The sequence below is a fragment of the Sphingopyxis sp. 113P3 genome (genome assembly GCF_001278035.1).
GTDB lineage: Bacteria > Pseudomonadota > Alphaproteobacteria > Sphingomonadales > Sphingomonadaceae > Sphingopyxis.
The window spans coordinates 557,092-571,203 of record NZ_CP009452.1; the positions used below are offsets into that span (position 1 = coordinate 557,092).

A 14,112-nucleotide genomic window follows, 5' to 3' on the forward strand; every position below is an offset into this window, starting at 1 on the left:
TCTTGTCCTTTATGAGAGCCCATGATGAGGACACTCTGTCTTGAAACCCGGAATGCGCGAGTCGAGTTGAATTTGCGGTGAATGGGACCGGGCCCCGCCTTCACGCATTACTTGCATTGATGTCAGTAGTTGGATAGGCTGATCCAAAGCCACAATGACAGAGGATGCTGATCGCGATGAATGCCCCTGCACGGATCGAATGGTCGGAAGCGCGCTTTGGTCCCGATACGCAGCATTGGCTGCCGCGCAACCCCGACAGCGCGCTCGATCATATTCCCGGCGAGGATGGTCTGCCGATCCTCGGCAACACGCTTGACCAACTTCGCGACTATCCTGCCTTCACGCGGCGCATGGTCGCAAAATATGGCCATGTTTATCGCAACAACAGCTTTGGCGGACGCAGCGTTTCGCTTCACGGACCGGACGCCAATGAGTTGGTGATGTTCGATCGCGAGAAGATTTTCTCGTCCGAACAAGGTTGGGGTCCGGTTCTCAACCTGCTCTTCCCGCGCGGGCTGATGCTGATGGATTTCGAAAAGCATCGCGCCGATCGCAAGACGCTGTCGGTCGCCTTCAAACCCGAACCGATGCGCCACTATGCTGAATCGCTTAACGAGGGGATCCGACATCGCGTCGCAGCATGGAGCGGCAGCACCTTCAAATTCTATCCGGCGATCAAGGAACTGACCCTCGATCTCGCCGCGACCAGTTTTCTTGGCATTCCGTGGGGACCCGAGGCCGACAAGGTCAACAAGGCCTTCGTCGACATGGTGCAGGCGTCGATAGGCGTCGTGCGCGTGCCGCTCCCCTTCACTGCGATGGGCCGCGGGGCAAAGGGCCGTGCCTATCTGGTCGATTATTTCAGCCGGATGGTGCCCGACCGCCGCGAAGGCTCAGGCGCCGACATTTTCAGCCAGATCTGCCGTGCCCTCGACGACAATGGCGATCATCTGCCGGTCGATGCGATCGTCGACCATATGAACTTCCTGATGATGGCCGCGCACGATACCATCACCAGCTCGATCACCACGCTCGTCTGGCAGCTTGCTGATCATCCCGAATGGCAGGACCGGCTGCGTGAGGAGATGCTGCGCGTCGCGCCGGCGGGCGAGGGCGTCGGGCATAACAGCCTCGGAGAGCTTGAGCTTACCGAATGGGCCTTCAAGGAGGCATTGCGGCTCGTGCCCCCCGTGCCGAGCTTCCCGCGCCGGGCGCTCAAGGATTTCGAATTCGGGGGCTACCGAATTCCTGCGGGCACCTCGGTCGGGGTCAGTCCCGCCTTCACGCACATGATGGAGGAGCATTGGCCCGAGCCTGAAAAGTTCGATCCAATGCGCTTTTCGCCCGAGGTCGCGCGCGAGCGGCACAAATATGCATGGGTCCCCTTCGGCGGCGGCGCGCATATGTGCCTCGGGCTGCACTTTGCATATATGCAGGCGAAAATCTTCTTCCATCATGTGCTCACGACGCACCGTATCGTCGTCGCGCAGGGGTATGAGCCGGAGTGGCAAATATTGCCGATTCCACGTCCCAAGGACGGGCTTGTGGTGACGTTCCAGCCGCTCTGAGCTTGCCGCCCGGCGCGCGATGCCCCAGTTGGGGAGGATGGCAAGCCTGCGTCCCTATCTGCTCTGGTTCGGCATCGCCGTCCTGCTCACGCTCGCTGCAATCCGCGGCATGGCGTGGCTGCGCGCGCATCCTGAGCATAACCCTGCCGCCCGTTTCGAGCTTGCGCACCGGCAGGGCTGGGCAACGCACCGCAAGCTGGCGACGCTTGTGGAAGACGATGCGGGATGTTTTGCGGCCTTCGACCGGGCGGGCGCCGGCTATTTGCGAAGGCCGCCAATGGGAAAGGGCGCCTGCCGCGCCTCGCAGCGCATGCTGCTGACCGGCAATCGCTTCGTGCCGACGATGCGTCCCGCGAATGCCGCGCCGGGGTGCGCGGTGACCGCGGCGATGATCCTGTGGACCCGCGATATTGTCCAACCGCTTGCGCGCAAATATTTCGGGCAGCGAGTGGTCGAAATGGAAAACCTCGGTGCCTACAATTGCCGGACGATCGCTGGACGCCCAGCGCAGAGCGAGCATTCCACTGCCAATGCAATCGACATTTCGGCCTTCATGCTTGCCGACGGGACGCGCATCTCGCTGATCGGCGACTGGGACGATAATGATGTGCGCAGCGAGTTTCTCCGCGCGGTTCGCGATGAATCGTGCGGCCTGTTCTCGACCGTCCTCTCACCCGACTATAACGAAGCGCACGCCGATCATTTCCACCTCGACATGGCAGTGCGGACGGCGGGCTGGACGATTTGCCACTAGAATTCGATTCAAGGGGAACTGCCGCTTAGGCAGCCGTCCCGACGGCATCGGACACCTTCGCAAAGCCGTCGCGGGCAGCAAGACGCTCCAGCCCGCGCGCGATGCGGCGGGCAAGGCCCGGTCCTTCGAACACCATCGCCGAATAGATCTGAATGAGGCTCGCCCCGGCGCGGATGCGTTCCCACGCCTGTTCGGCAGTCGCAATGCCGCCGACGCCGACCAGCGGCAGCCCGCTGCCGCTCGCGGTCCGAAAATCCTTGAGCCGCTGGAGCGCGAGGTTGCCAAGCGGCGCGCCCGAGAGGCCACCCGCTTCGCCCGCATGGCGCGAGGCGAGCGGCGGACGCTCGATCGTCGTGTTCGACACGATCACCGCCGCCAGCTTCTTGTCGAGCGCAACCGCGACGATGTCGTCGATGTCGGCGGGTGCGAGGTCCGGCGCGACTTTCAGGAACACCGGCTTCGGTGTCTCGCCATGCGCCGCCGCGACCGCGTCGAGCAAGGCCTCGAGCGCGCCCTTGTCCTGGAGCGCGCGAAGTCCAGGCGTGTTCGGCGATGAGATATTTACCGTCAGATAGTCGGCGAGCGGCGCCATGGCCGCGGTGCCCTTCGCATAGTCTGCGATGCGGTCGGCGCTGTCCTTGTTCGCCCCGATATTGATGCCGAGCGGTACGGGAAGACCAAAAGAGCGCAGGCAGGCAATGTGCTCGGCTGCCGCTGCCTGACCGCCGTTGTTGAAGCCCATGCGGTTGATGATCGCACCGTCCTCGACCAGCCGGAACAGCCGCGGGCGCGGATTGCCCTCCTGCGGCAGAGGGGTGAGCGTACCGACCTCGACGAAGCCAAAGCCAAAGTGCGGCATCGCATGGGCGACGCGGGCATCCTTGTCGAAGCCTGGGGCAAGCCCAACCGGATTGGGAAAGGCGATTCCGGCGAGCCTGGTCGCAAGCGCCGGGCTCGTCAGCGCGCGCCGGGCACGGGGTAGCGGCTGGAGCGCGCGGAGCGTCAGTTTATGCGCTGCCTCGCCATCGCTCGCGTGGACAAGCGGGCGCACGCAGGCATAGGCGGCATCGGCGGCGGAAGCGAAAAGCGACATGGGCCCGCCATTGCGCTGCGCGGGGCGCTATGGCAAGCCCGCGATGGCCGAAAAATCGGGAGAAAATCGTGTCGCATCGCCGCCTTGCCCTTGCTGCCTCCGTCTGCGTCGCCGCGCTCGCCCTGTCGGGGTGCGCTGCCCCAAATGCGCAGGTGGCTGCCGCGCCGGCCGCCCAGGAGCCGGCGCCTGCGGGCGCGGGCCTCGACGAGTTCTTCCGGAAATATGACGCGGCGCAGCTGTCGCTGAGCCCAGAGGCGAAAGCCTATCGCGGCATCCGCGACGAAGACTATGGCCGCTGGGATGATGTCGGTGACGAGGCTGCGGTGGCGCGGGACAAGCTGTTGCAGGCGTCGGCGGCCGCGATGCGCTCCAGCTTTGATCCCGCGGCGCTTGATGCCAACGATGCGCTGTCGTTCGAGTTGTTCAACGCGCAGGCTGAACGCAATGCGCGCCTGTTTCCGTTCCGTGACTACAGCTATATTTTCAACCAGATGAGCGGGTCGCAGAGCCAGATGCCCGCCTTTCTGATCAATATTCACCGCGTCACCGGTGCCGAAGACGCACTCGCCTATATCGAGCGTATCAAAGGAATGGGCCCACTGCTTGACGCGTTGAGCGCGCAGTCCGCCGAACGTGCGGCGCGGGGTATTCAGCCGCCTCAATGGGTCTATGGCTACGTCATCGCAGATATCCGCAACCTGACGACGAGCGATCCAGCCCGCCCTGCACCGAATGCGGTGCTCGCCGATTTTTCGGCAAAGGTCTCGAAACTCGACATCGACGCGGACGCGAAGGCGCGGCTCGTCAGCGATGCTCAGGCAGCCTGGCAGGATCATGCGTATCCCGCCTACCGGCGTCTGCTCGCCGAAATGGAGCGCCAGCAGGCTACGGCGCCGAGTGAGGACGGCGTCTGGCGGCTGCCCGACGGTGCGGCCTATTATCAGGCGTTGCTCGCCAGCTATACGACCACCAACATGACGGCGCAGCAGATCCACGACCTCGGTCTGTCCGAGGTTGCCCGCATCCACGACGCGATGCAGGCGATAATGGCGAAGGTCGGGTTCAAGGGTACGCTGGCGCAATTCTTCGACCATCTGCGCACAAGCCCCCAATATTATCACACGACGCGCAGCGCCTATCTTGCCGAGGTCGACGCACATGTGAAGGCGATGGAGGCGCAATTACCTGCCTTCTTCAACACCCTGCCCAAGGCGCCGCTGCAGGTGAAGGCGGTCGAAGCGTTCAGGGAGGAATCGGCGGGGAAGGCCTTTTATCAGTCGCCCTCGCCCGACGGGACGCGGCCGGGCACCTATTATGTCAACCTTTATGACCTTAAGGACATGTCGAAGACCGAGCTCGAGGCGCTGGTCTACCACGAAGGCATCCCGGGTCATCATTTGCAGCGCGCGGTGCAAACCGAGCTCGAAGGCCTGCCCCCTTTTCGCCGCTTCGGCAATTTTACCGCCTATACCGAAGGCTGGGGCCTCTACGCGGAGGAATTGGGCAAGGACATGGGTTTCTACACCGATCCCTACAGCGATTTTGGCCGCCTCGGCATGGAGCTGTGGCGCGCGTGCCGGCTCGTCGTGGATACTGGAATCCACGACAAACGCTGGAGCCGCGCCCAGGCGATCGCCTATCTGAAGGCCAACACTCCCAATCCTGACGGTGATATCGAGAAAGCGGTCGAGCGCTATATCGTCTATCCGGGACAGGCGACCGCCTATACAGTGGGCAAGCTCAAGATCATGGAGCTGCGCACCCGCGCCGAGGCGGCGCTCGGCGATCGCTTCGATATTCGCGCCTTCCACGATGTCGTGCTGCAATCGGGGCCCGTGCCGCTCGACATATTGGAGCGTCGGGTCGATGGCTGGATGGCTGGTGAAAAGGAATAGCTTTGGATAAATTGCGGCTTGACGCACCGCAACAAAAGGAAAATTATACGGATCGTAAACAGGCGGCAATAAAGCTGCCGGGGGTCGGTCTCGTCATGTCGGACACTATTTTGCCGCCAGAGGGCGCGAACGGCGATGCGCCGTTTGAACTGCAATATTTTCCGCCGGATCCCGATCTCGCGGACATGGTGTCCAGTTTTTACGTCGCGCGGATCAACATGCCGCATTTTGACGAGTATGAACGCGCTGACCGGCCGCAATTCCGCTTCGTCACGGCGGCGGACGGCGAATATGTCTTTGCCGATGGTCATCGCTCGCCCGTCTGCCGTGCCAACATCGTCGGTCCAACAAGTGGTCGCGTGCGCGCGATCAGCCATTGCCCCACGCGCATGTTCGGTTTCGGTCTGCTTCCGGCTGGGTGGGGGGCCCTGATGGGTGACCATGCCGAAAAGCTTACCGACCGTGCGATCGACGCGGCCGACCTTTTCGGTGACTGGGTAGATGCTGTCGCCACCGCCCTTGCAAGGGCCGCCGACGTCACCGAGCAGCTGGTTATCGGCAATAATTTCGCGCGCGAGGTGCTGCAGAAACAGGAAGCGGCGCCGATGTGGTTCATCCGCACGGTCGACAAGTGGCTCACCGACACCGCATCGCCGCAAGTCGCCGATCTCGTCGAGGCCACGGGCATGTCGATCCGCTCGGTCGAACGCATGACCAAACATTATTACGGCCTGTCGCCGCGAATGCTGGCGCGCAAGTACCGCGCGGTACGCGCCGCTTCGGCGCTCGCGCGAGGCGAAAATCTCGACACCGCGCAGCTGGGCGACGCCTTTTACGACCAGTCGCATCTGATCCGCGAGATCAAGCGCTTTGCCGGGGCGACACCCGGACAGCTGAGCCGCCCTTCTCGCTATACCGAGGCCACAACCCGCGGCCGCAAGGAGCTCGCAGGCAAGGTCAGTCCGCTCGTGTCGGAAACCTAGCGCGCATTAACCATCTAAGGCGATCACGCTGTCATTTTTGGCGTTTCCATACAATCGCGAATCGCTGCGCGCGCCTAATCGGAAGCTGCGACCCAGAAGAGCTCTTCCTCTTTGCGAGGACTGAGACCTTCATCTTGGCACTCATTTGGCTTCGGCCGGATGGGTGCCTTTTTTTATCGTGCGCAAATGCGCCCTCGGTTGCGCGCCGCGGGAGCGGTGCCTATATAAGTGGAGTAAATTGCTCCAGTTAAGAATCGTTCGCAAGAATGCGAACGGGGAAACGATGCGACTGTCAAACCTTGCCGATTATGCCGTGGTGCTGATGAGCGCCGCCGCGCGACAGTGCGGATCGGTCCCGCTGCACGCGGCCTTGCTCGCTGAGCAGACCGGGATTCCTGGCCCCACTGCGCAAAAGCTGGTGAGCAGCCTTGCGCGCGCCGGTCTGCTTGTCGCCTCGCGTGGCAGCGGCGGCGGGGTACGGCTTGCGCGGCCTGCGGCCGCGATCAACGTCGCGGAGATTATCGAAGCGGTCGAGGGTCCGATTGCGTTGACGGCTTGCTGCGACGACGGCCGTCACGACTGCGGCTTTGAGGGCAGCTGTCAGGTGCAGCCGCATTTCAGCGTCGTCAACGGTGCGGTGCGTGCAGCGCTTGCCGAGATCAGCCTGGCGAGCCTTGCCGTTGTCCCGGCCAGAGCGGGGCATGCTCGACAATCCGATCCTGCCCCGGCCGGCAAGCCGGTAGCGGCTCCGGCCTTCGCCGGGACAACGAGTTAGAGATATGACCGATAACACCGAAACTCCCGTCAAGGATCAGGCTGCGCGCGAGGCTGCCCTGCGCGTCGCTGATTATGAGCATGGCTGGTCCGCCGATATTGAGCAGGAATTCGCGCCCAAGGGGCTTTCGGAAGATATTGTCCGCTTCATCAGTGCGAAGAAGAACGAGCCCGAGTGGATGCTCGACTGGCGGCTCAAGGCCTATCGCCACTGGCTCACGATGACGCCGCCCGACTGGGCAAAGCTCAACGTCCCGCCGATCGACTATCAGGATGCTTATTATTATGCCGCGCCGAAGGCCAAGCCGAAGCTGAACAGTCTCGACGAGGTCGATCCCGAAATCCTCGAGGTCTACAAGAAGCTCGGCATCCCGATCGAGGAGCAAAAGGTACTTGCCGGCGTCGAAGGCGCGCGCAAGGTTGCGGTCGATGCCGTCTTCGACAGCGTCAGCGTCGCGACGACTTTCCGCGAAGAACTCAAGAAGGCGGGCGTTATTTTCCTGTCGATCAGCGAGGCGATCCGCGAACATCCCGAGCTCGTCAAAAAGTGGCTCGGCAAGGTCGTGCCGCAGCATGACAATTATTTCGCGGCCTTGAATTGCGCGGTCTTTTCGGACGGTACCTTCGTCTATGTGCCCAAGGGCGTTCGCTGTCCAATGGAGCTGTCGACCTATTTTCGCATCAATGCCGAGAATACGGGACAGTTCGAGCGCACGCTGATCGTCGCCGACAAGGGCGCGTATGTGAGCTATCTCGAAGGCTGCACAGCGCCGATGCGTGACGAGAACCAACTCCACGCCGCGGTGGTCGAGCTCGTCGCCCTGGACGATGCCGAGATCAAATATTCGACCGTTCAGAATTGGTACCCGGGCGACGCCGACGGCAAGGGCGGCATCTACAATTTCGTGACCAAGCGCGCGCTCTGCCAGGGCGCAAGATCCAAGGTATCATGGACGCAGGTCGAAACCGGCAGCGCGATCACGTGGAAATATCCAAGCTGTGTGCTGAACGGCGATGACAGCGTTGGCGAATTCTACTCGGTCGCGGTCACCAACAATTATCAGCAGGCCGACACCGGCACCAAGATGATCCATAATGGCAAGCGCACCCGCTCGACGATTGTCTCGAAGGGCATCAGCGCGGGCCGGTCGAACAACACCTATCGCGGGTTGGTTCGTGTCGCGCCCAATGCCGAGGGCGTGCGAAACTTCACCCAGTGTGACAGCCTTCTGCTCGGCGACCGCTGCGGTGCGCACACCGTGCCCTACATCGAGGTTCGCAATCCCTCGGCGCAGGTCGAGCATGAGGCGACGACCAGCAAGATCAGCGATGACCAACTTTTTTACGCGATGCAGCGCGGCCTTTCGCAGGAAGAGGCGGTGGCGCTGATCGTCAACGGCTTCGCCAAGGAGGTGTTGCAGCAACTGCCGATGGAATTTGCGGTCGAGGCGCAGAAGCTGTTGGGGATCAGTCTGGAAGGAAGCGTCGGGTGATGTTTCGGTCGCACTTTCGCAGGCGGCGTCCGGTCGTATCGGGTTCGCACCCGGAACTGGTCGCGAACCCCCATAACCAGATCGGCGGCGCACACGAATTTGTCGCAGTTCCGCAGGACGAGGCCCTGATGGTCAATGGCAGTCCCGTCCAGATTGAAGCCAATGAATACAGGATCGACGGCAATGCTAAGAATTGAAAATCTCCACGCAACGGTCGCCGACAAGCCGATCCTGAAAGGGCTCTCACTCACTATCAACGCGGGTGAAATCCACGCGATCATGGGCCCCAATGGCGCGGGCAAGTCGACGCTGTCCTATGTTCTTGGCGGGCGCCCCGGCTATGACGTCACGGAGGGTTCAGCGACGTTTGAGGGGCAGGATCTGCTCGAGATGGAGCCGCACGAACGCGCCGCTGCCGGCCTTTTTCTGGGTTTTCAATATCCAGTCGAAATCCCCGGTGTCTCGAACGTCCAGTTTCTGCGCGAAAGTCTCAATGCCCAGCGCAAGGCACGCGGCGAGGAGCCGCTCTCGGGCGGCGATTTCCTGAAGGTCGCGCGCGAAAAGGCGGGACTCTTGAAGCTCGACATGGATATGCTCAAACGTCCGGTGAACGTCGGCTTTTCGGGCGGCGAAAAGAAGCGCAACGAGATGGTGCAGATGGGCGTCCTCGACCCGAGGCTCGCGATTCTCGACGAAACCGACTCAGGTCTGGACATTGATGCGCTGCGCATCGTGGGCGACGGGATCAATGCGATCATGCGCCGCCCGGACAAGGCGGTGCTGCTGATCACCCACTATCAGCGCTTGCTCGACTATGTAGAGCCCGATTTTGTCCACGTCCTCGCAGCTGGGCGCATCGTCAAGTCGGGCGGCGCAGAGCTCGCCCTCGAACTCGAACGCGAGGGCTATGCGGAGATCGCGGCTTGACCATCACCGCTCTTCCGTCCCGCCGCGACGAAGCGTGGCGCTATAGCGACATCGAGGCGGTCGCTGCGGCGTGGCCGCTCGCTCCGGCCGAGACGATCGTCGTCCCCGCGGGCGGGGATTTTCGGCGGGCGATCGTGCAAGATGCCGGCACGATCCACCGGATCGAAATGAGCGTCGGCAAAAGCGCGGCTGCCTCGCTTCACATCCTCAATATTGGCGGACTCTACGGTCGGATTGAAGTCGCCGTGACACTCCACGAAGGCGCCGACTTCACACTCGGCGCGGCGCAGATCGGGGGCGGCACACAGAATCTCGAGATCGTCACGACAATCATCCATGCCGAACCCGGCGCGACATCGCGGCAGAAGATACGCTCGGTTCTCGCCGGCACTGCGACCGGCACCTATCTCGGAAAGGTCGCGGTGGCGCGCGATGCGCAGCAGACCGACAGTGAGCAGAACGTGAAGGCGATGCTGCTCGACCGCAGTGCGACCGCCAATGCGAAGCCCGAGCTCGAGATCTTCGCGGACGACGTCAAGTGCGCGCACGGCTGCGCGATTGGCGAACTCGATGGCGAGGCGCTTTTCTATATGCAGTCGCGCGGGATGCCCCCCGCGGCGGCGAAGACGATATTGCTTCAGGCGTTCGTCGCCGGGGTGTTCGACGGGGCGTCGGATGAGGCACGGCTCCAGGACCTGGCGCTCGCAAAACTTGGAGAGCTGGTGTGAGCACGAAAACCGCCGTTCGCGCGCTGCCCGATGTCCGCGCCGATTTTCCCGGTCTGACCCCCGGCTGGCACTATCTCGACACCGCGGCTACCGCGCAGAAGCCGCAGGCCGTGATTGACGCGACAGTGAAGGCGATGGGCCGCGACTACGCGACTGTTCATCGCGGCGTCTACGCGCGCTCGGCCGACATGACGCTCGCCTATGAGGCGGCCCGGCGGCGGATTGCGGCATTTATCGGCGCGCGCGAGCATGACGTCACCTTTGTGCGCGGGGCGACCGAGGCGATCAATCTGGTCGCCTACAGCCACCCCCGCAAGGGCCGGGTCCTGCTCTCAATTCTCGAACATCACAGCAATATCGTGCCGTGGCAGCTCGCGGGGTGGCAAGTCGATGTCTGCCCGCTGACCGAGGATGGGCGCATAGACCTTGTTGCGGCCGAAAAGCTGCTCACGGCTGAGCATAGCATGGTCGCCTTTGCCCATGTCTCGAATGTGCTCGGCAGCCCGCTCGATGTCGCGCGCGCGGCGGAACTTGCTCACCGCGTCGGCGCTGAACTCCTGATCGATGGGTGCCAGGCCGTGCCCCGATTGCCGGTCGACGTCGGGGCCTTGGGCTGCGACTATTATGTGTTTTCCGGGCACAAGCTTTATGGCCCCACCGGGATCGGGGTACTTTGGAGCAACAAGCTCGAGGCGCTGCCGCCGTGGCAGGGTGGCGGGTCGATGATCGACCGCGTGACCTTCGAGAAGACGAGCTATGCTCCGGCTCCAACCCGCTTCGAGGCCGGAACGCCGGCGATCGTCGAGGCGCTGGCGCTGGCCGAAGCGGTGGAATATGTCGCGCAGCAAGGGGTCGAGGCGATCCACGCGCATGAATGCGCGCTGGTGGCATCGCTGCGCGATCAGCTTGCGCGCAAGAATAGCATTACCCTTTTTGGCCCCGCGAACAGCGCAGGGATCGTGAGCTTTGCGATGGCGGGGGTGCACCCTCACGATATCGGAACGATCCTGGACGAGAATGGGGTCGCTATCCGCGCCGGACACCATTGCGCGCAGCCGCTGATGGACCATCTGGGTGTGCCGGCCACGGCGCGGGCAAGCTTCGGACTTTACAGCAATCAGGATGATGTGACCGCGCTGATCGAAGGGCTGGCGCGCGTCGAAAGGATTTTCGGATGAACGAGGAACGCACGATTCGGGTCGAGGAAGTGGAAAGCGTGTCGCCGCCGCCGAAGGCGCGCGTCGAGGACGCCGAGCCCGCTGCCGACAAGCTCGAGCGCAAGCGCGATTATCTGGAGGGTTTTCTTGCCGCAAAGCCGGCCGAGGTTGATCCGCACGGGGTCGGCGGCGACCTTTACGAAGCCGTGGTGAACGCGCTCAAGGATATCTACGACCCTGAAATCCCGGTGAATATCTATGATCTTGGGCTCATCTACAATGTCGAGATCAACGACGGCCACGTGATGATCACCATGACACTGACGACGCCGCATTGCCCGGTCGCAGAATCAATGCCCGGCGAGGTTGAACTTCGCGTTGGCGCGGTGCCCGGGGTCGGCGATGCCGAGGTTAACCTTGTGTGGGATCCGCCCTGGAGTCCTGCGAGCATGAGTGATGAAGCGCGTCTTGAACTGGGGATGCTGTAACCGCCCTCCCGCCCTTTCGGGGGTTGGGGGTGGGCGCAGCGTCAAACCATCCCTATATAAAGCCGAGTGACCGCCCACCTCTCCCGCGATCGCGGGAGGAGGGAGATGATGATTATGACCGATACCCAGACCCGCATCCGTCCTGCCGCAGTGACGCTCACTCCCGCCGCGGAGGCGCGGATTGCGAAGCTGATGGCGTCAGCGCCCGAGGGCGCCATCGGCGTCAAGCTGTCGACCCCCCGGCGCGGCTGCTCGGGGCTCGCCTATTCGGTCGATTATGTCACCGAGGCCGACCGATTCGACGAGAAGATCGAAACCCCGGGTGGAACCTTCTACATCGATGGTGCTTCGGTCCTCTACTTGATCGGCAGCGTCATGGACTGGGTGGAGGATGACTTCTCCGCAGGATTCGTCTTCGAAAACCCCAATGCAAAGGGCGCGTGCGGCTGCGGCGAGAGCTTCACCGTATAGAAGACGAAACAGGGAGTTCTCCCGTGCCGCCGGACTTGCGCAGCCGGGGCCCTCGCGCCAATGTCGCGCGCATGATCAAGCGACTCCTTGCGGCCTTCAGCCTGTTTGTCATCGTCCTTCCGTCGCTCGCCGCGGCGCAGGGTGTCACCTCTTCTGCCGATCCGCGCGCGACCGAGGCCGGGCGCGAGATACTGGAAAAGGGCGGCTCGGCCGCCGATGCCCAAATGGCGATGATGCTGGTCCTGACTCTGGTGGAGCCGCAGTCGAGCGGCGTCGGCGGCGGCGGGTTCTTCCTGTATCACGATGCCAGGACGGGCGAGATCACGACGATCGACGGCCGCGAAACGGCGCCTGATGCTGCGAAGCCCGATCGCTTCCTCGGCAAGGACGGCAAGCCGCGGGGCTTCATGGATGTCGTCCCCGGCGGGCTTTCGGTGGGCGTTCCTGGCAATATTCGCCTGATGCAGGAGGTGCACAAGCGCTGGGGCAAGCTGCCTTGGGCTGATCTCTTCGCACCGGCGATTGCACTTGCAGACAAGGGCTTCGAGGTCACCCCCGTCCTCCACAATCTGATGAACAGCTATGCCGATGTCTGGAAGGATTTTCCCGAGATACGCGCGATCTACTATGTCGATGACAAGCCCGCGCCGGTGGGAACGGTCATCAAGAATCCCGCCTATGCAACGATGCTCCGTGAGGTGGCGGCGCGGGGCCCCGACGCTTTTTACAGCGGCGCCAATGCGCAGGCTATCGTCAAGGCGGTGACGCAGGCGCCGCGGAACCCAGCGAAGATGACGCTTGCCGACCTTGCAGCCTACCAGGCGAAGGAGCGACCCGCGATCTGTACGACCTACCGCATTTACAAAGTTTGCGGCATGGCGCCCCCCTCGTCGGGCGCGACCACGGTATTCGGCATTCTGGGCATGCTCGAAGCCTATGACATGAAGGCGATGGGCAAGGATAATGTGATGAGCTGGCATCTGCTCGCCGAGGCGATGCAGCTCGCCTATGCCGATCGCGGACACTATCTTGGCGATAGTGATTTCGTGGACGTTCCAGTGAAGGGTCTGCTCGACAAGCAGTATCTCGCCGCCCGCCGCATGCTGATATCGCCCTATGGGGTGCGCAGCACCTATCCGGTCGGCACGCCGCCGGGTGCCGAGCCGCGCACGCCATCAGGCCCGGTCGCCGAACATGGAACGACCCATTTTGTCGCGGTCGACCGTGAAGGAAATGTCGCGTCGATGACCTCGACCGTCGAGTCGATCTTTGGCAGCCATCTGGTCGCCAACGGCTATGTGCTTAACAACGAACTCACCGATTTCACCTTTGCGAGCGAGCAGGACGGCAAACCCGTTGCCAACCGGGTCGAAGCGGGCAAGCGGCCGCTCTCCTCGATGTCGCCCACGATCGTCTATGGCCCCGATGGTCAGCCGATCCTCGCTCTCGGTTCGGCGGGCGGCAAGCGTATCATCATGCATGTGACCAAGACGCTGATCGGCGTTCTCGACTGGGGGCTGACCGCGGAACAGGCGATCGCGCTCCCCAATCTCTTCTTCGACGAGCAAGGCGCAATCATCGAGGATAATGCAATGGGCAAGATCCTCGCGCAGCAATCGGCCGTGTTCGGCAAGCCGATCCGTCCCGCGAATTTCGGGTCGAAGGTCAATGCCGCCGAGCGAACGCCGACAGGCTGGCGCGGCGCCGCCGATCCGCGTACGCCCGGTAGCTGGGCGTACGCCGATCCGACGGCTGCCGCCGAATAATATCCAGGCGACTTA

General features: G+C 62.8%; 14 protein-coding genes. 13 read left to right on the forward strand and 1 reads right to left on the reverse strand.

The features are described 5' to 3' along the window. The first annotated feature begins 176 nt into the window (after positions 1-176). Together LH20_RS02535 and LH20_RS02540 are read left to right on the forward strand one after the other, a co-directional pair. Positions 177-1,568 carry a cytochrome P450 gene (locus LH20_RS02535; RefSeq protein WP_053556034.1) on the forward strand — a complete coding sequence of 464 codons (1,392 nt, stop codon included), beginning with the start codon at positions 177-179 and terminating at the stop codon, positions 1,566-1,568. Positions 1,569-1,605: 37 nt separating this feature from the next. Next, the gene (locus LH20_RS02540; RefSeq protein ID WP_235527089.1) at positions 1,606-2,322 is read left to right on the forward strand and encodes an extensin-like domain-containing protein; all 717 of its coding nucleotides are present in this window, start codon (positions 1,606-1,608) and stop codon (positions 2,320-2,322) included. Between the two features lie 25 nt (positions 2,323-2,347). On the opposite strand, the gene LH20_RS02545 is transcribed toward LH20_RS02540, so the two are convergent. After that, positions 2,348-3,415 carry a quinone-dependent dihydroorotate dehydrogenase gene (locus LH20_RS02545; RefSeq protein ID WP_053552877.1) on the reverse strand — a complete coding sequence of 356 codons (1,068 nt, stop codon included), beginning with the start codon at positions 3,413-3,415 and terminating at the stop codon, positions 2,348-2,350. Positions 3,416-3,483: 68 nt separating this feature from the next. Here LH20_RS02545 and LH20_RS02550 point away from each other — a divergent pair, with 68 nt between their 5' ends. From LH20_RS02550 to ggt, 11 genes are all read left to right on the forward strand, one after another. Further along, on the forward strand, positions 3,484-5,310 hold the full coding sequence (locus LH20_RS02550) for a DUF885 domain-containing protein (protein ID WP_053556035.1): 1,827 nt from the start codon (positions 3,484-3,486) through the stop codon (positions 5,308-5,310). A gap of 95 nt (positions 5,311-5,405) precedes the next feature. Further along, positions 5,406-6,293 carry an AraC family transcriptional regulator gene (locus tag LH20_RS02555; RefSeq protein ID WP_053556036.1) on the forward strand — a complete coding sequence of 296 codons (888 nt, stop codon included), beginning with the start codon at positions 5,406-5,408 and terminating at the stop codon, positions 6,291-6,293. Between the two features lie 283 nt (positions 6,294-6,576). Then, entirely contained in the window at positions 6,577-7,068 is a 492-nt protein-coding gene (locus tag LH20_RS02560; RefSeq protein ID WP_053552878.1) for an SUF system Fe-S cluster assembly regulator, read from the forward strand. 4 nt (positions 7,069-7,072) lie between these two features. After that, positions 7,073-8,560, forward strand: a complete 1,488-nt coding sequence (sufB, locus tag LH20_RS02565) for a Fe-S cluster assembly protein SufB (RefSeq protein ID WP_053552879.1) — start codon at positions 7,073-7,075, stop codon at positions 8,558-8,560. Next, a complete protein-coding gene (locus LH20_RS02570; RefSeq protein WP_053552880.1) occupies positions 8,560-8,757 on the forward strand; it encodes a hypothetical protein in 198 nt (65 codons plus the stop codon). Before sufB ends, LH20_RS02570 begins: the two co-directional genes overlap by 1 nt. Then, positions 8,744-9,487, forward strand: a complete 744-nt coding sequence (gene sufC, locus LH20_RS02575) for a Fe-S cluster assembly ATPase SufC (RefSeq protein ID WP_053552881.1) — start codon at positions 8,744-8,746, stop codon at positions 9,485-9,487. Before LH20_RS02570 ends, sufC begins: the two co-directional genes overlap by 14 nt. Further along, positions 9,484-10,215: a SufD family Fe-S cluster assembly protein gene (locus LH20_RS02580; protein ID WP_053552882.1), complete on the forward strand. Its 732-nt coding sequence runs from the start codon at positions 9,484-9,486 to the stop codon at positions 10,213-10,215. The genes sufC and LH20_RS02580 overlap by 4 nt, the downstream gene beginning before the upstream one ends. Further along, a complete protein-coding gene (locus LH20_RS02585) occupies positions 10,212-11,393 on the forward strand; it encodes an aminotransferase class V-fold PLP-dependent enzyme (RefSeq protein ID WP_083455253.1) in 1,182 nt (393 codons plus the stop codon). The genes LH20_RS02580 and LH20_RS02585 overlap by 4 nt, the downstream gene beginning before the upstream one ends. Then, positions 11,390-11,860 (forward strand): SUF system Fe-S cluster assembly protein, encoded by a 471-nt coding sequence (locus tag LH20_RS02590; protein WP_053552883.1) that lies wholly within the window; start codon positions 11,390-11,392, stop codon positions 11,858-11,860. The genes LH20_RS02585 and LH20_RS02590 overlap by 4 nt, the downstream gene beginning before the upstream one ends. 114 nt (positions 11,861-11,974) lie before the next feature. Beyond that, positions 11,975-12,331: a HesB/IscA family protein gene (locus tag LH20_RS02595; protein WP_442800459.1), complete on the forward strand. Its 357-nt coding sequence runs from the start codon at positions 11,975-11,977 to the stop codon at positions 12,329-12,331. A gap of 71 nt (positions 12,332-12,402) precedes the next feature. Continuing rightward, positions 12,403-14,097, forward strand: a complete 1,695-nt coding sequence (gene ggt, locus LH20_RS02600) for a gamma-glutamyltransferase (RefSeq protein WP_053556039.1) — start codon at positions 12,403-12,405, stop codon at positions 14,095-14,097. Positions 14,098-14,112: the final 15 nt, after the last annotated feature.